This window comes from Streptomyces atratus, assembly GCF_014648655.1.
Taxonomy (GTDB): domain Bacteria; phylum Actinomycetota; class Actinomycetes; order Streptomycetales; family Streptomycetaceae; genus Streptomyces; species Streptomyces atratus.
In genome coordinates this window covers 1-18,393 of record NZ_BMRN01000007.1, presented here as the reverse complement: position 1 = coordinate 18,393, position 18,393 = coordinate 1, and the positions used below count along the sequence as shown (strand labels likewise).

At 69.8% G+C, this 18,393-nt stretch carries 16 protein-coding genes; all 16 read right to left on the bottom strand.

Annotated elements, in window-relative coordinates; genetic code table 11:
- Positions 1-90 precede the first annotated feature (90 nt).
- Entirely contained in the window at positions 91-1,251 is a 1,161-nt protein-coding gene (locus tag IEZ15_RS13965) for a DivIVA domain-containing protein (RefSeq protein ID WP_189276947.1), read from the bottom strand.
- Between the two features lie 49 nt (positions 1,252-1,300).
- Positions 1,301-1,585 carry a YggT family protein gene (locus IEZ15_RS13960; protein ID WP_072483208.1) on the bottom strand — a complete coding sequence of 95 codons (285 nt, stop codon included), beginning with the start codon at positions 1,583-1,585 and terminating at the stop codon, positions 1,301-1,303.
- 70 nt (positions 1,586-1,655) lie between these two features.
- Complete coding sequence (locus IEZ15_RS13955; RefSeq protein ID WP_114244064.1) at positions 1,656-2,273, bottom strand: cell division protein SepF; 618 nt, start codon at positions 2,271-2,273, stop codon at positions 1,656-1,658.
- A gap of 126 nt (positions 2,274-2,399) precedes the next feature.
- Positions 2,400-3,119, bottom strand: a complete 720-nt coding sequence (locus tag IEZ15_RS13950) for a YggS family pyridoxal phosphate-dependent enzyme (RefSeq protein ID WP_189276945.1) — start codon at positions 3,117-3,119, stop codon at positions 2,400-2,402.
- A 6-nt stretch (positions 3,120-3,125) separates the two neighbouring features.
- Complete coding sequence (gene pgeF, locus IEZ15_RS13945) at positions 3,126-3,875, bottom strand: peptidoglycan editing factor PgeF (RefSeq protein WP_189276943.1); 750 nt, start codon at positions 3,873-3,875, stop codon at positions 3,126-3,128.
- Complete coding sequence (gene ftsZ / locus IEZ15_RS13940; RefSeq protein WP_189276941.1) at positions 3,872-5,086, bottom strand: cell division protein FtsZ; 1,215 nt, start codon at positions 5,084-5,086, stop codon at positions 3,872-3,874. Before ftsZ ends, pgeF begins: the two co-directional genes overlap by 4 nt.
- Positions 5,087-5,363: 277 nt before the next feature.
- The gene (locus IEZ15_RS13935) at positions 5,364-6,158 is read right to left on the bottom strand and encodes a cell division protein FtsQ/DivIB (RefSeq protein WP_189276939.1); all 795 of its coding nucleotides are present in this window, start codon (positions 6,156-6,158) and stop codon (positions 5,364-5,366) included.
- Between the two features lie 51 nt (positions 6,159-6,209).
- On the bottom strand, positions 6,210-7,304 hold the full coding sequence (gene murG / locus IEZ15_RS13930) for an undecaprenyldiphospho-muramoylpentapeptide beta-N-acetylglucosaminyltransferase (RefSeq protein ID WP_093894948.1): 1,095 nt from the start codon (positions 7,302-7,304) through the stop codon (positions 6,210-6,212).
- Positions 7,305-7,310: 6 nt separating this feature from the next.
- Positions 7,311-8,753 (bottom strand): putative lipid II flippase FtsW, encoded by a 1,443-nt coding sequence (gene ftsW / locus IEZ15_RS13925; protein WP_189276937.1) that lies wholly within the window; start codon positions 8,751-8,753, stop codon positions 7,311-7,313.
- Positions 8,754-8,864: 111 nt separating this feature from the next.
- Positions 8,865-10,289 carry a UDP-N-acetylmuramoyl-L-alanine--D-glutamate ligase gene (gene murD, locus IEZ15_RS13920; protein WP_189277310.1) on the bottom strand — a complete coding sequence of 475 codons (1,425 nt, stop codon included), beginning with the start codon at positions 10,287-10,289 and terminating at the stop codon, positions 8,865-8,867.
- On the bottom strand, positions 10,286-11,356 hold the full coding sequence (mraY, locus tag IEZ15_RS13915) for a phospho-N-acetylmuramoyl-pentapeptide-transferase (RefSeq protein WP_114244071.1): 1,071 nt from the start codon (positions 11,354-11,356) through the stop codon (positions 10,286-10,288). Before mraY ends, murD begins: the two co-directional genes overlap by 4 nt.
- Complete coding sequence (locus IEZ15_RS13910) at positions 11,353-12,759, bottom strand: UDP-N-acetylmuramoyl-tripeptide--D-alanyl-D-alanine ligase (RefSeq protein WP_189276935.1); 1,407 nt, start codon at positions 12,757-12,759, stop codon at positions 11,353-11,355. The genes mraY and IEZ15_RS13910 overlap by 4 nt, the downstream gene beginning before the upstream one ends.
- 4 nt (positions 12,760-12,763) lie before the next feature.
- The gene (locus tag IEZ15_RS13905) at positions 12,764-14,491 is read right to left on the bottom strand and encodes a UDP-N-acetylmuramoyl-L-alanyl-D-glutamate--2,6-diaminopimelate ligase (protein ID WP_189276933.1); all 1,728 of its coding nucleotides are present in this window, start codon (positions 14,489-14,491) and stop codon (positions 12,764-12,766) included.
- Positions 14,492-14,509: 18 nt separating this feature from the next.
- Positions 14,510-16,492, bottom strand: coding sequence for a peptidoglycan D,D-transpeptidase FtsI family protein (locus tag IEZ15_RS13900; RefSeq protein ID WP_189276931.1), 1,983 nt, complete (start codon positions 16,490-16,492; stop codon positions 14,510-14,512).
- A 4-nt stretch (positions 16,493-16,496) separates the two neighbouring features.
- Entirely contained in the window at positions 16,497-17,081 is a 585-nt protein-coding gene (ftsL, locus tag IEZ15_RS13895; protein ID WP_114248939.1) for a cell division protein FtsL, read from the bottom strand.
- Positions 17,082-17,130: 49 nt separating this feature from the next.
- Entirely contained in the window at positions 17,131-18,096 is a 966-nt protein-coding gene (gene rsmH / locus IEZ15_RS13890) for a 16S rRNA (cytosine(1402)-N(4))-methyltransferase RsmH (RefSeq protein WP_114244075.1), read from the bottom strand.
- Between the last annotated feature and the right edge of the window lie 297 nt (positions 18,097-18,393).

Sequence of the window (18,393 nt, the reverse complement as noted above, 5' to 3'; positions counted from 1 at the left end):
ACCCACGGCAAAAGGGCCGGGCCCCGGGGAAATCCCCGGGGCCCGGCCCTCAGCCTGCCGACGGCTACGCGCTCACCGCGCGCACCCGGCTCAGTTGTCGTCCTCGTCGATCAGGAACCCGCGCATCGGCGAAGGAGCCTGCTGCATCGGCTGCGGCGCCTGCGGCCGCACCGGCGCCATCGGCTGGGTCATCGCCGGCGACATCTGCTGCTGGCCGCCGTACGAGGGCCCACCGCCCATGGACGGGTTGCCGCCCATCTGCTGGTTGCCGTGACCGCCGTGGGTGCCGCCCATGGTGTGGCTCATGGCACCCGCACCGGCCGGAGCCAGCGAGGGCGACGGCGGCAGCGAAGCGGTCGCCGGGGTCCGCGGCGGCGCCAGCGAGTCGTCGGCCTGGGTCTCCAGCTGACGCAGCTGGCTCTCCAGGTAGGACTTCAGCCGGGTCCGGTACTCGCGCTCGAAGCCACGCAGGTCCTCGACCTTGCGCTCCAGCGTCGCGCGGGCCGACTCCAGCGAGCCCATCGCCACGCGGTGCTTCTCCTGCGCGTCCCGCTCCAGCGCGTCCGCCTTGGCACGCGCGTCCCGCTCCAGGCCCTCGGCACGGCTGCGCGCCTCGCCGACGATCTTGTTGGCCTCGGAACGGGCCTCCGCGATCGCCTGGTCGGCGGTCTGCTGTGCGAGCGAGAGGACACGGGCGGCGCTGTCGCCACCAGGACCCTGACCGGGCTGCTGCATCTGCGGCGGCTGCTGCATCTGCGGAGGCTGCTGCATCTGCTGCATCTGCTGCTGCGGGGCGTGACCGCCCATGGGGCCGCCCATCGGGCCACCCATGGGACCACCCTGCATCGGACCGGGGCCGTGCGGGCCCTGCGGGCCGGGGCCGTGCTGGCCCTGGGGACCAGGACCGTGACCGCTGGGACCGGCGGGCAGCTGCGGAGCACCACCGGGCAGCTGGGGCGGACCCATCTGCGGGGGCTGCTGCTGGACCGGCGGACCCGATATGGCGGCGGGCACAGGTGCCCCGGGCCGGTCCTGCGGCTCCGGCTTGCGCATCCCCTGCTGCTGGTTCTGCGCGGCGGCACGCGTGGCGGCGGCCAGCTTGGCGCGCAGGTCCTCGTTCTCACGGAGCAGGCGGGTCAGCTCGGACTCGACCTCGTCGAGGAAGGCATCGACCTCGTCCTCGTCATAGCCTTCTCGGAGACGGACGGTCGTGAACTGCTTGTTCCGCACGTCCTCGGGGGTCAGCGGCATCTCTTCTTCACCTCTACGTAGTCGTCGGCAGTCGGCAAGACCGTATCGCTCACAGCCTGATCACGATGCTGATCAAGATGTAGACGATGATCATCAGAACGAAGAAGGACAGGTCGAGTGCCACGCCCCCGAGACGCAGCGGCGGGATGAACCGCCGCAGAAGCTTGAGCGGTGGATCCGTGACAGTGTAGGTGGCCTCGAGTATGACCACCATCGGCTTGCCGGGCTGCCATGAACGTGCGAACTGGAAGACGTAGTCCATGACCAGCCGGAAGATCAGCACGATGAGGAAACACATCAACGCGATATAGACAACCTGCAGTGCGACGCCCATTCCGCGCTTCCCTCTCCCCTGGCTCTCGTAGCTCCGGCCTTACGGCCGGGTCGTTCCCGGTGTCGTGTTCTCAGCTCTGGTTGAAGAATCCGCCCTCAGCAATGCGGGCCTTGTCCTCCGCCGTGACATCGACGTTAGCAGGCGACAACAGGAACACCTTCTGCGTCACGCGCTCAATGCTGCCATGGAGCCCGAAGACGAGTCCTGCAGCAAAGTCGACAAGTCGCTTTGCGTCCGTATCGTCCATCTCCGTGAGATTCATGATCACTGGAGTGCCCTCACGGAAGTGTTCCCCGATGGTACGGGCCTCGTTGTAGGTCCTGGGGTGCAGCGTGGTGATGCGGTAGGGCTCCCGCTCGGACACAACCTTGGGCATGATCACCGGTGCGTTCTTCTCCATGTTCGGGCGTTCAGGTGTGATGGATGCCACGGGGGCGATCCGGGCGGGTCGCTCCCTCTCCGCCGGGATCTGAACCGGCTCCCGCTGCGCGGGAGGCTGCACCACTCGCACCGGTTCGTCCCTTTCCCGGTCCCGCTCCACCTGATGCGCGGGCTGGTGCCGCCGCCGGTCACGCTCGGGCTCCGGCTCGGGTTCGAATTCGTCGTCGGGGTCGAACCCCGGACCGTCGTACCCATCGTCCTCCACGAGGCCGAGGTAGACCGCCATCTTGCGCATCGCGCCGGCCATGCTCTGAGTCCTCCGCTCTGTGGTGGATCGGCATCTGTCACCAAGTGCCCCGCGATCCACTGAGGCCTGCCCGCCAAAGGCGGGAATGACCATATTTTCTGCTGTGGTCCGACCTGCTTGGCGACGTTACCCGAGCCTCGGTCGGACTCCGAGTACCGCCGTACCGACGCGCACATGTGTCGCTCCGGCCGCAACCGCTTCCTCGAGGTCCGCGCTCATCCCTGCAGAGACCATGTTCGCAGCCGGATGGTTCCCGCGCAGGCGGGATGAGAATTCCATCAGCCGGTCGAAGGCGGCGCGTTGCCGTCCCGCGTACGGTCCGGCGAGCGGTGCGACGGTCATCAGACCGCCGAGCCGCAACCCGGGCGCGGATTCGACCGCGGCGGCCAACTCCTCGATCCCGTCCGGCGCGACGCCGCCCCGGTCACCCCGCTCGCCGCTCTCCGCGTCGAGTGCGACCTGGATGAGGCAGCCGAGTTCGCGCCCCTCGCGCACGGCCGCCGCCGAGAGAGCCGTGACCAGTTTGGTCCGATCCACCGACTGCACGACATCGGCATAACTCGCCACAGAGCGAACCTTATTCGTCTGCAGTTGACCGACAAAGTGCCATGTGAGCGACAGATCCATACATTCGGCTGCCTTGGGTGCCGCGTCCTGGTCACGATTCTCTGCGACATGACGCACACCGAGTTCATGCAGAATCCGCACATCGCTCGCGGGGTAGGTCTTGGTGACCACGATCAGGGTCACTTCTTCCCGTTTGCGACCGGCGGCGATACAGGCGGAAGCAATGCGTTCCTCCACCCGTGCCAGATTTTCGGCGAGTTGAGTCTTACGATCCGTCATGCCCTATCAGTCCAACCAGACATATCCGGCGAGCCGCCCGGTGGTGCGGTCGCGGCGGTACGAGAAGTGGTCACCCGATTCGAGGGTGCAGACCGCAGACGCGCGCCGGTCCTGGACCCCGAGGGCTTCGAGCTGGGCGTGGACCCCGGCGGTGACATCCACAGCCGGGGTGCCCCAGCTGGTCTCGGACCATGAGGCCGGGACGCTCTCGGCGACCTCGGCGCGCATCCGGGACGGGACTTCGTAGCACCGTCCGCAGACCGCCGGTCCGGTGCGGGCGATGATCCGGGAGGGCTCGGCGCCGAGCCCGATCATGGCCTCGACCACGGCGGGGACGACTCCGGCGACCAGACCGGGACGGCCTGCATGCGCTGCCGCCGCGATCCCGGCGACCGGGTCGGCGAGCAGTACGGGGGTGCAGTCGGCGGTGAGCACGGCGAGCGGTAGTCCGCGCCGGGTGGTCACCACCGCGTCCACCGCGGGGATCTCCGAAACGTCTCCCCACGGGCCGTCGACGACCGCGACGTCCCGCCCGTGCACCTGGTTCATCCAGACGACCTGCGCCGGGTCCAGACCGAGGGCCCGCGCGGCGCGCTCCCGATTGGCCAGAACGGCGGCGGGGTCGTCTCCGACCGCGCCGCCGAGGTTGAGCTCCTCGTACGGAGCGGCGCTCACCCCGCCCCACCTGTCGGTGAAGGCGAAGTGCGCGCGACCCCCCGAGGGTACTGAAGACACTGCGTGGTGCGGACCTATCACTTCAAGAAGTCCGGAACATCCAGCTCTTCGGCCTGGGAGTCCTGGTAGGGACGGGCCGGCGGAATGTGCGGCGGAGCGACCGGCGGCAGATGGCTCTCGCCGGCCGCCGGAACGGGCTCGGCCTGGACCGGGGGCTCCTCGCGCGGGGGCACGGAGCCCAGTCCGCCGGTCTGGCGCACGGGCTCGGCACTGCGGACCGGAGGGGCCGGCTCCTCACGCTTGGCGGCGTTCGCGCCCAGGACATTCTCGCGACGGGCCGGCGGCTGTCCGCCGTCGAAGCCGGCTGCGATCACGGTGACGCGTACTTCGTCGCCCAGTGCGTCATCGATGACCGCACCGAAGATGATGTTCGCCTCGGGGTGCGCCGCCTCGCTCACCAGCTGGGCCGCCTCGTTGATCTCGAAGAGACCGAGGTCGCTGCCACCGGAGATGGAGAGCAGGACACCGCGGGCGCCGTCGATGGACGCCTCCAGGAGCGGCGAGGAGATCGCCATCTCCGCGGCCGCCACCGCGCGGTCGTCGCCGCGGGCGGAACCGATGCCCATGAGTGCCGATCCGGCCTCGGACATGACCGACTTGACGTCGGCGAAGTCGAGGTTGATCAGACCCGGGGTCGTGATGAGGTCGGTGATGCCCTGGACACCCGAGAGCAGCACCTGGTCGGCCGACTTGAACGCGTCGAGCACGCTGACCTGGCGGTCCGAGATGGACAGCAGTCGGTCGTTGGGAATGACGATGAGGGTGTCGACCTCTTCGCGGAGCTCGGCGATGCCGTCCTCCGCCTGGTTCGCGCGTCGCCGGCCCTCGAAGGTGAACGGGCGGGTGACCACGCCGATCGTCAGGGCGCCGAGCGAGCGCGCGATGTTGGCCACGACGGGTGCGCCGCCGGTGCCGGTGCCGCCGCCCTCTCCGGCGGTGACGAAGACCATGTCGGCCCCCTTGAGGACCTCCTCGATCTCCTCACGGTGGTCCTCTGCCGCCTTACGACCGACGGCCGGGTTGGCCCCGGCGCCGAGGCCGCGGGTGAGTTCGCGGCCGACGTCGAGCTTGACGTCGGCATCGCTCATCAACAGGGCTTGCGCATCAGTGTTGATCGCGATGAACTCGACGCCCTTGAGACCGACCTCGATCATTCGGTTGATGGCATTGACACCACCGCCGCCGACACCGATGACCTTGATGACTGCGAGGTAGTTCTGCGGTGCTGCCACGTCGAAGGCCTCTCGCCTCGAGTTACGTGTCGTCGCTCTGCGGTAGTACCGCCGCGACGACGGATGCCGATTGGGACGGTCCGAAATGCCGACCCAAACCCTAACGTTGAAGTTTAGGGTTACCAGTGTGTCTGCTTCATGGACTCTTCCGAACAGGACACTAAGTCGACAAGTGGCGCACGTTCAACGAACACGCCGAACCTCCCGTTTTTCTTTTCACCCTATGTGATCACCCGTAGCGCTGACCAACCAGGGTGCTGGCCAGGCCAAATGCGCGTCAACTGCCAGACACCGCAGGGGCGGTGGGTGCACTCACGTCGAAGTGTCCCGCTTTGGGAGCGATTTTCATGAGAGCGGTGAGGACTCTTGCCTTCGCCGGGCCTTCTTCACCGCTGCCCCAGACCACCCTGCGCCCCCGGGTGAGTTCCAGGAAGATCGAGTCGTACGAGGTGACCCGTACGACCTTGGTTTCCTTGGCCACGCCGGCCGGAAGTTCACCCGCGACCCGGACCGCTTCCTGAACCAGCCGGGCACTGCCGAAGCGGCGCAGACTCGCGGACCGACTGGGCGTCAATTCCAGCAGCGGCACGCGCCCCGGCGATTTGTCCACCGTTGCGAAGCGCACGCCTTTAGCGTCCACTTCAATGAACTTTGCGCCCTTTTTCACCAACAGGACCGGCTGTCGTTCGATCACCTTAAGTCCGATCCCGTGGGGCCATGACCGTACGACATCCACCGAGTCGATACGAGGCAACTTCTGGCGCAACCGGTCGGCGATGGCGTCGGTGTCCACGGAGATCAGCGGGGCCCCGATCGGTACCGCCGCGGCGGCTTCCACCTCGGCCGGTGTCAGTACGTCGACACCGGTGATCCTGACCTGTTCGGCCCGGAGCCAGGAGGAGCCGTAGAGCGCCCAGACGGCTCCGGAGGCGAGCAGCAGCACGAGCACACCGATCACGATCAGCTGTCTGCGGCTGGGCAATCTGCGCCCTTCGGGGCGCTGACGCGGCGGGCGGGCCGGGGAGTCCTCCTGCTGCGCTGCACCGCGCTGGGCGGTCGTCGGTCCGGCCACGCTCGCTCCTTATGCCGGGTCCGGGGGCCACCGCTCCCGGACCCGTCCGCCTCACGCGTTGCGGCGTGCGGCAATCGCCTCGTACACCATGCCGACAAGCAGGTCATCGGCGTCCCGGCGGCCGAACTCGGCGGCGGCGCGGGACATCTCGTACAGCCGGTGCGGATCCGCAAGCACCGGAAGGACGTTGCCCTGCACCCACTCGGGGGTGAGCGCCGCGTCATCCACCAGCAGACCGCCGCCGGCGTTGACCACCGGCTGGGCGTTGAGCCGCTGTTCGCCGTTGCCGATGGGCAGCGGTACGTAGGCGGCGGGGAGCCCGACGGCGGAGAGTTCGGCGACGGTCATCGCGCCCGCGCGGCAGAGCATCATGTCAGCCGCCGCGTACGCGAGATCCATCCGGTCCACGTACGGTACCGGGATGTAGGGCGGCATCCCGGGCATGTTGTCGACGCGCGGCAATTCGTTCTTCGGGCCGACCACGTGCAGGATCTGGATCCCGGAGCGCTGCAGCAGCGGGGCGACCCGCTGGACCACTTCGTTGAGGTGGCGGGCGCCCTGCGAGCCGCCTGAGACCAGCAGCGTCGGCAAATTGGGGTCGAGACCGAAGGCGGCACGTGCCTCGGGGCGGACCCGGGCCCGGTCCAGGGTGGCGATGGTCCGGCGGAGCGGGATGCCGATGTAGCGGGCACCACGCAGCTTGCTGTCGGGGGTGGAGACGGCGACCCCGTGGGCGTACCGCGAGCCGATCTTGTTGGCCAGGCCCGGCCGGGCGTTGGCCTCGTGGACGACGATCGGCACACCGGCCCGCTTGGCGGCGAGATAGCCGGGCAGGGCGACGTAGCCACCGAAGCCGACCACGCAGTCCGCCCTGGTGCGTTCCAGGACCTGCTCGGCGGCCTTGATGGTGCCGCGCAGCCGCCCCGGGACGGTGATCAGTTCCGGGGTGGGCTTGCGCGGCAGCGGCACGGCCGGGATCAGGGCGAGTTCGTACCCCCGCTCGGGTACGAGCCTGGTCTCGAGTCCGCGCTCCGTGCCGAGGGCAGTGATTCCCACGGTCGGGTCCTGCCTGCGCAGGGCGTCCGCGAGGGCAAGCGCGGGCTCGATGTGGCCGGCGGTCCCCCCGCCGGCGAGTACGACATGCACCGAAATTCACCGCTCTCCGGACGGACGCTTCTTGACGCGCCGTCTCATCGTCTTCCATCTCACCCCGGGCCTCCGCATGGCCAGGGCCGCCTTCGCTGCGGGATCCTCTCGCGCGAACGCGATCAGCAGCCCGACGGCGAACATGGTCGGCAGCAGGGCCGATCCTCCGTAGGAGAACAGCGGGAGCGGGACACCGGCGATCGGCAGCAGGCCGAGCACCGCACCAATGTTGATCACGGCCTGCACCGTGATCCAGGTGGTCACACCTCCCGCGGCGTACCTCACGAAGGGGTCCTCCGTGCGTCCGGCCACGCGGATACCCGCATAGCCTAGAGCCGCGAAGAGGGCGAGTACCGACAGCGTCCCCGCCAACCCCAGTTCCTCCCCGGTGATGGCGAAGATGAAGTCGGTGTGCGGTTCGGGCAGTTGGCCCCATTTTTCCACACTTGCACCGAGCCCGGAACCGAACCATCCACCGGACGCCAGAGCATAGATGCCGTGCACGGCCTGCCAGCAGGAGTCCCCCGGGCCGGGTTCGCTGGCGCCGATGCAGGCGAGCCTGGACATCCGGTTCGGGCTGGTCTTGATCAGTACGAAGGCGATCAGTCCGGCGAAGGCGAGCACCCCGGCGAAGAGCCGGGTGGGTGCCCCGGCCAGCCAGAGCAGCCCGAACAGGATCGCCGTGAGAATGATCGCAGTGCCCATGTCGCCACCGAGCATGATCAGCCCGAGGAGCATGAAGGCGACCGGGACGAGCGGAACGAGCATGTGCTTCCACTGCGTGAGCAGCCGTTTGTCCTGTTTACGGGCGAGCAGGTCCGCGCCCCACAGGACCAGGGCGAGCTTCCCGAACTCGCTGGGCTGGAGCTGGAAGGGGCCGCCCAGATAGAGCCAGTTCCGGTTGCCGTTGACCGACATCCCTATCCCCGGCACCTGGACCAGCACCATCAGGAAGACGGTTCCCATGAGCAGCGGATAGGCGAACGCCCGGTGCAGTTTGGCGGGCATCCGGGCAGCGAGCGCCATCAGTCCGGCGCCGATGACGGCGGCGAGGAACTGTTTGCGGAAGAAGTAGGTGCCGGGTTTGTCCAGCTCCAGGGCCTTGATCATCGAGGCGGAGTAGACCATCACCAGGCCGAGCACGGTGATCAGCAGGCCGGCGCCCAGGATCAGGTAGTACGCGGTCAGAGGGCGGTCCCAGGCCCGGCGTGCCTGCTCGTACATCCGCCGCACACCGCCGCGGGGGGACCGGGGGCCGCCGGAACGCCCCTTGGAGCGTGGCGCCGAGGGACGCCGGGAGCCGGTGACCGACCGGACCCGCAGAGCGGGGCCGAGGGCCGCCGGGGAGCCCGCACCCGCGAGCAGGGGCGGGGTGAGCGCCCGGCTGATCGCCGCGGTGGCCCGTGAGCGGTCCCCACGGAGCGCGGCGGAGCTCTCTTCGGCCGGCATTGTCGCTGTCCCCTCCACTGCTCGTGCCCGGGGCTGCTGCCGAGGGCCGGGGCCCGTGGCGCGGCCGCCCGCACCCGGTCGTCCGGGACAGTACGGCGCGGGCCGGGTCCGTCAGTCGCTCTCGGCGAGTGCGCGGACCGCGTCCGCGAACGCCTCGCCCCGCTTGTTGTAATTGACGAACATATCCATCGAGGCGCAGGCCGGGGCCATCAGTACGGTGTCCCCCGGACGGGCGAGCCGTGTCGCCTCGCGAACCGCCTCGGACATCGCCCCAGTGTCGGTCCGGTCGAGGTCGACCACCGGGACCTCGGGGGCGTGTCGCGCGAGGGCTTCGCGGATCAGGGCCCGGTCGCGGCCGATCAGCACGACGCCCCGCAGCCGCCCGGCTGCCCCGGTCACCAGCTCGCCGAAGGCGGCTCCCTTGGCGAGGCCGCCAGCGATCCAGACGATCGGGTCGTAGGCCGCGAGGGAGGCCTCGGCAGCATGGGTGTTGGTGGCCTTGGAGTCGTCGATGTACGCGACCCCGGCGATGTCCGCGACATGCTCGATGCGGTGCGGGTCGGGTCGGAAGGCCCGCAGTCCGTCCCGTACGGCCGCGGGCCCGACACCGAAGGCACGGGCCAGGGCCGCGGCCGCCAGGGCGTTGGCGATGTTGTGCGGGGCCGACGGGTTGACGTCGGTGACCTCGGCGAGCTCCTGGGCCTGCTTCTGCCGGTTGGCCACGAAGGCGCGGTCGACGAGGATGCCGTCGACGACGCCCAGTTGGGACGGGCCCGGTGTGGCCAGAGTGAAGCCGATGGCGCGACAGCCCTCTTCGACGTCGGCCTCGCGGACCAGGTCCTCGGTCGCCCGCTCCTGCGCGTTGTAGACGCAGGCGATGCGGTTGCCCTCGTAGATCCGGCCCTTGTCCGCGGCGTACGCCTCCATGGAACCGTGCCAGTCGAGGTGATCGGGGGCCAGGTTGAGGACGGCCGCGGAGTGGGCGCGCAGCGAGGGCGCCCAGTGCAGCTGGTAGCTGGACAGCTCGACGGCGAGTACGTCGTACTTCTCGTCGCCGAGGACGGCGTCGAGGAGGGAGACGCCGATGTTGCCGACAGCGGCGGTGCGCAGCCCGGCCGCCTCCAGGATCGAGGCGAGCATCCGGACGGTCGTGGTCTTGCCGTTGGTGCCGGTGACCGCGAGCCAGGGTGCTGGTTCCCTGCCGTCCAGACCGCGCAGCCGCCAGGCGAGCTCGACGTCGCCCCAGACCGGGACGCCCGCCTCGGCGGCTGCGGTGAAGAGCGGCTTGTCGGGCTTCCAGCCGGGGGTGGTGACGATGAGCTCGGTGGACTCGGGCAGGGTCGCCCCGTCACCGAGGCGCACGGTGATGCCCTGCGCCTCCAGCTCCGCGGCCTGCGTACGGGAACGCTCGTCGTCCCCGTCGTTGACCACCGTGACGACGGCCCCGAGGCCGTGCAGCACCTTGGCCGCCGGGATCCCGGAGACTCCGAGTCCCGCGACGGTGACGCGCTTGCCCTGCCAGTCCTGGTTGCTCACTTCTCGGCTGCCCATCCCGCGTAGAAGAGACCGAGTCCGACGATCACGCACATGCCCTGGATGATCCAGAAGCGGACCACGACAAGGACTTCGGACCACCCCTTGAGTTCGAAGTGGTGCTGGAGCGGCGCCATCCGGAAGACCCGCTTACCGGTCATCTTGAAGGAGCCGACCTGGATGACCACGGACATGGTGATCATCACGAAGAGGCCGCCGAGGATGGCCATCAGGAACTCCGTGCGGGAGCAGATCGCCAGGCCGGCGAGTGCGCCGCCGAGGGCGAGCGAGCCGGTGTCGCCCATGAAGATCTTGGCGGGTGAGGTGTTCCACCACAGGAAGCCGAAGCAGGCACCCATCAACGCCGAGGCGACGACCGCGAGGTCCAGTGGGTCACGTACCTGGAAACAGGCATTGGGATTGGTCAGGGTGTCCGCGTTGACGCAGGACTCCTGGAACTGCCACAGCCCGATGAAGGTGTACGCGCCGAAGACCATCACCGACGCGCCGGTGGCCAGGCCGTCCAGACCGTCCGTCAGATTCACGCCGTTGGACATGGCGAGGATCATGAACAGCGCCCAGACGACGAACAGCACCGGGCCGATCGACCAGCCGAAGTCCGCGACGAACGACAGCCGGTCGGAGGCCGGGGTGTTGCCCTGCTTGTCCGCGAACTGGAGCGAGAGCACCGCGAAGGCGGTGCCCACGATCAGCTGGCCCGCCATCTTCGCCTTGGCCCGCAGGCCCAGCGAACGCTGCTTGACGATCTTGATGTAGTCGTCGAGGAAGCCCACGAGGCCCATTCCGGCCATCAGGAAGAGCACCAGCACGCCGGAGAATCGCATCTCCTCGCCGGTGATCAGCTTCGCCGCGATGTACGCGATGATCGTCGCCAGGATGAAGGCAATGCCGCCCATGGTGGGCGTGCCCTTCTTGGACCCGTGGGTGCGCGGGCCGTCGTCCCGGATGAACTGCCCGTATCCCTTGCGGGCGAGCAGCTTGATCAGCAGCGGAGTTCCGACCAGGGTCAGGAAGAGCCCGATGGCCCCCGCGAAGAGGATCTGCCTCATCGGCCGGTGACCTCGCCCTCGGACGCGTTCTCCAGCAGTGCCATGGCAACCTGCTCCAGGCCGACCGACCGGGACGCCTTCACCAGCACGACGTCTCCCGGGCGCAGTTCACTGCGCAACAGGTCGACGGCAGCCTGTGCGTCGGACACGTGCACCGACTCCTCACCCCACGAACCCTCGTTGTATGCGCCCAGTTGCAGCCAGGAGGCTTCTCTGCCCCCGACTGCGACGAGCTTGCTGACGTTGAGCCGGACGGCGAGCCGCCCGACCGCGTCGTGCTCGGCGAGCGAGGCGTCGCCGAGCTCGGCCATGGGGCCGAGCACCGCCCACGTACGCCGGCCCTTCCCCATGGCGGCCAGCGCGCGCAGCGCTGCTCTCATGGATTCGGGGTTCGCGTTGTAGGCGTCATTGACGAACGTCACGCCGTCCGGACGCTCGGTGACCTCCATGCGCCAGCGGGAGAGGGTGCCCGCCTCGGAAAGCCCTTCGGCGATCTCGTCTGCGGACAGGCCCAACTCATGGGCGACGGCGGCCGCGGCGAGCGCGTTCGACACGTGGTGCTCACCGTACAGGCGCATGGTCACGTCGCTGCACCCGGTGGGTGTGTGGAGCTTGAAAGTGGGGCGCCCGTCGTCGGTGAGACGGACCTTCTCTCCCCGTACGTCCGCATCCGCGGCTTCACCGAAGAGCAGCACCCGGGCTTTCGTACGGGAGGACATGGCGCGCACGAGCGGGTCGTCGGCGTTGAGTACGGCGAGGCCGTCCTCGGGCAGGGACTCGACCATCTCGCCCTTCGCCTTGGCGATCTGTTCGCGGCCACCGAACTCGCCGATGTGGGCGGTACCTACGTTGAGGACGAGGCCGATCCGGGGCGGGACGAGGCCGGTGAGGTAACAGATGTCACCGATGTAGCGTGCACCCATTTCGAGGACGAGGTGCTGGGTTTCCTCCGTGGCACGCAGTGCGGTGAGCGGCAGGCCGATCTCGTTGTTGAGGTTGCCCTCCGGGTAGACGGTGGGCCCCTTGCGTTCGAGGAGCTGGGCGATGAGGTCCTTGGTGGAGGTCTTGCCGGCGGAGCCGGTGAGGGCGACGACGGTGGTACCGAGGCGGCCGACGACGGCGCGGGCGAGCGCGCCGAGCGCGGCCACGACGTCGTCGACGACGATCGCCGGAACACCGACGGGGCGGGCGGCCAGCACGGCTGCCGCGCCCGCCTCGACGGCGCCCTGCGCGAAGTCGTGGCCGTCGACCCGCTCGCCGGTGAAGGCGACGAACAGGCTGCCTTGCTTCACCTCTCGGGAGTCCATGACGACAGGCCCGCTGACGGTCGCTGCCGGATCCGGTATGTCGTACGACTGCCCGCCGACGATTTCGGCGATCTCGGCGAGGGAAAGGGCGATCACTTGGTCATCCCTGACTGTTGTTCTCGTGGGTGTGGGCGCGGTGGGCGGCGCTGTCGGTGCTGCTCCGCCCCAGGGACCGCTCGATGGCCGCGCGCAGAACCACGCGGTCGTCGAAGGGGCGTACCACGCCATGGATGTCCTGGCCCTGCTCGTGGCCCTTGCCGGCGATCAGCACCGTGTCACCGGACTCGGCGCGGGCGACCACGGCTGCGATGGCGGCGGCCCGGTCGGCGTCGACCAGGACGTCGCCCCGCTCGTGGACGGGCACCTCGGCGGCGCCCGCGAGCATTGCGGCGAGGATTCCGAGGGGGTCCTCGGAACGGGGGTTGTCGGAGGTCAGTACTGCGGTGTCGGCGAGGCGGGCCGCGGCGGCGCCCATCGGGCCGCGCTTGGTGGTGTCGCGGTCGCCGCCGCAGCCGAGGACGATGTGCAGCCTGCCCTCGGTGACCTTCCGCAGGGAGCGCAGCACGGATTCGACGGCGTCGGTCTTGTGCGCGTAGTCGACGACCGCGAGGTACGGCTGTCCGGCGTCGACGCGTTCCAGGCGGCCGGGGACGCCCGGAACGGCGGCGACACCGTCGGCTGCGGTCTGCGGGTCGAGGCCCGCGACGGCGAGCGTGACGATCGCGGCGAGGGTGTTGGCGACGTTGAACGGGCCGGGCAGCGGGGCCCTGGCGGCAATCCGCTCGTCCTTGGGGCCGACGACGGTGAAGGTGGAGCCCAGCGGCCCGACTTCGACGTCCTCGGCGCGCCAGTCGGCGTCCGGGTGGCCCTCGGCGGAGAAGGTGACGACCGGGACGGATGCCTCGGTGACCAGCCTGCGGCCGTACTCGTCGTCGAAGTTGACGACGCCCTGCCGGCTGCGCAGCGGGGTGAAGAGCTGCGCCTTGGCCTGGAAGTAGTCCTCCATTCCGGAGTGGAACTCCATGTGCTCCGGGCTGAGGTTGTTGAAGACCGCGACGTCGAAGACGCAGCCGTCGACCCGGCCGAGCACCAGGGCATGGCTGGAAACCTCCATGGTCACCGAGTCGACGCCGCGTTCGCGCATGACGGCGAACAGCGCCTGCAGGTCGGTGGCTTCGGGGGTGGTGCGCTCGGACTTGATGCGCTCGTCGCCGATCCGTGTCTCCACGGTGCCGATCAGCCCGGTGGCACGCCCGGCTCCCCGGAAGCCGCCCTCGATGAGGTAAGCGGTGGTGGTCTTGCCGGATGTTCCGGTGATGCCGATCTGGAGAAGGTCGGCGCCGGGCCGTCCGTAGATCTCGGCAGCGAGTTCGCCCATCCGGCCGCGCGGGTCCTCGGTGACCAGCACCGGCAGTCCGGTGGTGGCGGCGCGCTCGGCGCCGGCCGGGTCGGTGAGGATCGCCGCCGCGCCGAGGCCGGCAGCCTGGGCCGCGAAGTCGGCGCCGTGGAAGCGAGCGCCCGGCAGGGCCGCGTACACGTCACCGGGGCGGACCGCCCGCGAGTCGTGGGTGATGCCGGTGACCTCGCCGGTTCCCGGCGGTTCGACTGCCAGCCGGGCTGCCAGCTCGCCGAGGGGCGTCGGCCTGAGCCGATCCGGGCGGGGCGCTCCCGGGTAGTTCACAGGGGCGTCCTTCTGGGTGGTTTGGAACTGATCAGCGTGGGGCACGGCGGTGAGCGTACCGGGCCCACCCGGCCTCTCGCGAAGTGAGGGGGCGGGCCGCTGGTGGTTCCCGTTCCGGTTCCCGGGATCGGGGGTGATGGTTGTCACTGGCTGGTTTCCCCGTGTTCACTCGCCGGGTTTGAAGGACACCGGCAGCCGGGCTGGCTTGCTGCCGGACGGTGGGGTCTGGAGGGTCTTGAGTGCGAACTCCATGACCTGCTTGTAGATCGGTCCGCAGATCTGGCCGCCGAAGTAGCTGCCCTTGGTGGGGTTCTGGATCGCGCAGTAGACGGTGATCTGCGGGTTGTCGGCGGGTGCGAAGCCCGCGAAGGACGCGGTGTAGCCGTGGTAGCCGCCGCGTACCGGATCGACTCGGTTGGCCGTACCGGTCTTGCCCGCCACCCGGTAGCCCGGGATCTTGGCCTTCGTCCCGGTGCCTTCCTCGTCACCGACCACCGACTCCAGCATGGCGGCGAGCGACTTGGCGGTCTTCTCGCTGACCACCCGGGCCCGTTCGGGGGCGGCGGCGGCCTTGAAGCGGCCGTCGGGGCCCTTGGTGCCACGTACCAGCGTGGGCGCGACGCGCACCCCGCCGTTGGCGATCGTCGAGTAGATGGAGGCGGCCTGCATGGCGTTGAGCGAGAGGCCCTGGCCGAACGGGATCGTGTACTGCTGCGAGGTCGACCAGTCCTCGGGCTTGGCGAGGATGCCGGGGGTCTCGCCCGGGTAGTCGAGACCGGTCGGCGAGCCGATCCCGAATTTGCGCAGGTAGGAGTAGAGAACCTTGTTGGCCTCGGCCTGGGTCTTGCCGAGTTCGCCGGTGGCCAGGATCGTGCCGATGTTGCTCGACTTGGCGAGTACGCCGTTGAGCGTCAGGTACCAGGTGGGGTGGTCGATGTCGTCCTTGAAGAGCCGGTCGCCGCGGTGCAGCCGGTTGGGGACGGTGACATGGGTGCCGGGGGTGGCAGCCCCCTCCTCCAGCACGGCGGCCATGGACATGACCTTGCTGGTGGAGCCGGGCTCGTACACGTCCTGGAGCGCCGCGTTGCCCAGCGACGCCGCATCGGCCTGCGAGAGGTCGTTGGGATCGAAGCCGGGCGCGTTGGCCATGGCGAGGACCTCGCCGGTCCTGGTGTTCTGCACGATCACATAGCCGCGGTCCGCCTTGGACTTCTTCACCTGGGCGGTGATGGCCTGCTGGGCGGCCCACTGGATGTCGCGGTCGATGGTCAGCTCGACGTCGGACCCGGCGACGGCCGGGACCTCCTTGGTACCCGCGGTGGGCACCCGCCGGCCGCCGGACTGGGCGTACTTGATCTTGCCGTCCTCGCCCGCGAGCTCCGTGTCCAGCTGTGATTCGAGGCCGCCTGCACCCTTGCCGTCGGTGTTGACATAGCCCAGTATCCCGGCGGCGAGCTCTCCGTTCGGGTAGACCCGCTTGGTCGTCGACTCCTGGAAGACCCCGGCCAGCACATTGGCTCCGGCGCCGCCGGCCGCCTTGTCCTTCTCGGCCTTCTCGGCGAAGACGGACTTGAGGTCCTTGATCTGATTCCAGACCTGCGGGGTCTGGCGGCGGGCCAGGACGGTGTAGCGGCCCTTCCTGGACAGCTTCTCGGTCAGCTCGGAGGCGTCGGCGCCCAGGATCGGGGCGAGGAGTGCTGCCGCCTGCCGGGGCGCGTCGGGGGCCTTGCTGATTTCCGGCGTGAACATCGACGGGTCGGCGGTGATGTCGTACGCGTCGACGCTGGTGGCCAGCGCGATACCGCTGCGGTCGGTGATCTCGCCGCGTTCGGCGGAGATCGTGTAGCTGAGGTAGCGGTTCTCCTTGGCCTTGGCCGCATACGCGTTGGCGTCGACGGCCTGGACCTGGAGGAGCCGGACGACGAACGTCAGCATGACGAGCGTCAGGGCGAGACTGACCAGGCGTAGCCGGGGACGCGGGCTGCCGAGGCGGAGGGGGCGCGCGGGCCGGTTGCGGGGTGTGCGGGCGCGCGGGGCCCGGGACGACGGGCGGCGGGCGGCGGGCCGGGGGCGTCCCTTGCCGCCTGCGGCGCTGCGGGGGCGCGCGGGGCCGGGGACCCGGCGGCGCGGCGGTTCCTTGGAAGGCACTGCGTCACCTGCCGGGGCTCGTCGAGGGCTGGTTGGCCGGGGCACCCGGCCCGGCGGGCGGGGCCGTGGAGGTGCTGGGCTTCACGGCGGCGCCCGAAGGGGTGGCCGACATCGAGGTGGAGGGCGAGCCGGCGGCCGGGGCCGAGGCGGCGGACGGTGCGGTCGCGGGGGGCGTCCGGGCGGTTCTGGGCTTCTGCGGCGGCGCTGCGGGGGTCGGCGCGGCGCTGGCCTCGGCGGCTACGCCGCGGACCTTGCCGTCCGGATCGAGAAAGGCGGGGCTGCCACCGGGCACCATGCCCAGCTTGCGGGCGCGCCGCTCCAGAGCGTCCGGCTCGGAGTAGTTGTCGACGTCGCGCTGGAGGGCCTGCTGCTCGTCCGTGAGCTCGGTGGTCCGCTTCTTCAGCTCGCTCAGCCTGAACGATCCTTCGTTGAGGGCCGAGTTGAGGACCAGAAGCGTGATGAGCCCGCCGCCGAGGAGCAGCACGACCAGCAGGACGAAGGGCGTACGGGCCGCGTTGCTCGGCCCGGACGGCATCAGCCGGGCGAGCCGCGCTGCCCGCCCTCTCAACTGCCCGGCCGGTTTGCTCACCACGCCGCCCCGGGTGTCACCGGTGTCCGGGTTCCCGGACGCCGGACGCTCATCGTTCCTCCTCGCGGATCCGCTGGGCACCGCGCAGCCTGGCGGGGGCGGCGCGCCGGTTCTCGGCGACCTCCTCCTCCGTGGGCAGCTCCGCGCCGCGGGTCAGCAGCTTCAGCCGGGGCTGATAGCGCTCGGGCACGACCGGCAGTCCGGGTGGCGCGGTGGTGGCGGCGCCCGCCGCGAAGACCTGCTTGACCAGCCGGTCCTCCAGCGAATGGTACGAGAGGACGGCGATACGGCCGCCGACCGCGAGGCTCTGCACGGCGGCCGGAATGGCCCGCTCCAGGACGGTGAGCTCGCCGTTGACCTCGATGCGCAGCGCCTGGAAGGTGCGCTTGGCAGGGTTGCCGCCGGTGCGCTTGGCGGCCTGCGGCAACGCGTCACGGATCAGCTCGACGAGCCGGGCGCTGTTGCTGAACGGCTCCTTCTCGCGCTCGCGCACGATCGCGGAGACGATCCGCTTGGCCTGCTTCTCCTCGCCGTACGCCCGCAGGATCCGTACCAGTTCGCCCGGCGGATACGTGTTGAGCACCTCGGCCGCGCCGATGCCGGTCGTCTGGTCCATGCGCATGTCGAGCGGGGCGTCCTGGGCGTACGCGAATCCGCGGTCGGCCTCGTCCAGTTGCATGGAGGAGACACCGAGGTCGAAAAGGACGCCCTGGACCTTGGGGATGCCGAGTCTGGCGAGTACCTCGGGCAGTTCGTCGTAGACCGCGTGCACCAGGGTGGCCCGGTCTCCGTACGGGGCGAGCCGCTCGCCGGAGAGCCGCAGCGCCTCCTTGTCACGGTCCAGCGCGATCAGTCGCGCGGAGGGGAAGGCGGAGAGCAGCGCCTCGCTGTGTCCGCCGAGGCCGAGGGTGCAGTCGACCACCACGGGCTGCGGCGGGCCGGGCGTCTCCAGAGCCGGTGCCAACAGGTCCAGGCACCGCTGGAGCATCACCGGGACGTGTCGGGTCTGGCTCATGCGCCCTCTCAGGCTCAGGTCCCGTGTGGCTGCACGTACGGCCTGGTCCCCGCCCGCTCAGAAGGGGAGGTCGGCCGACGCCGGGGAAGGGGCGTCGGTCGGCCGGCGAGCGGGAGAGGGCCGGACCGTACGCACGCCGCACACACGGGGGGAATCTACGGAATGTGCAGGGTGTCGGTAGCTTCCCGTCACTTTAGCTTGATCTTTAAGGCTGCTGCTCGGCCCCGCCGCGTCTAGGCATATCCGTTTTGCGCTGTTTCTTGCCGACTGGGTGGCGGGGTGCGGGTGTGGAGGTGC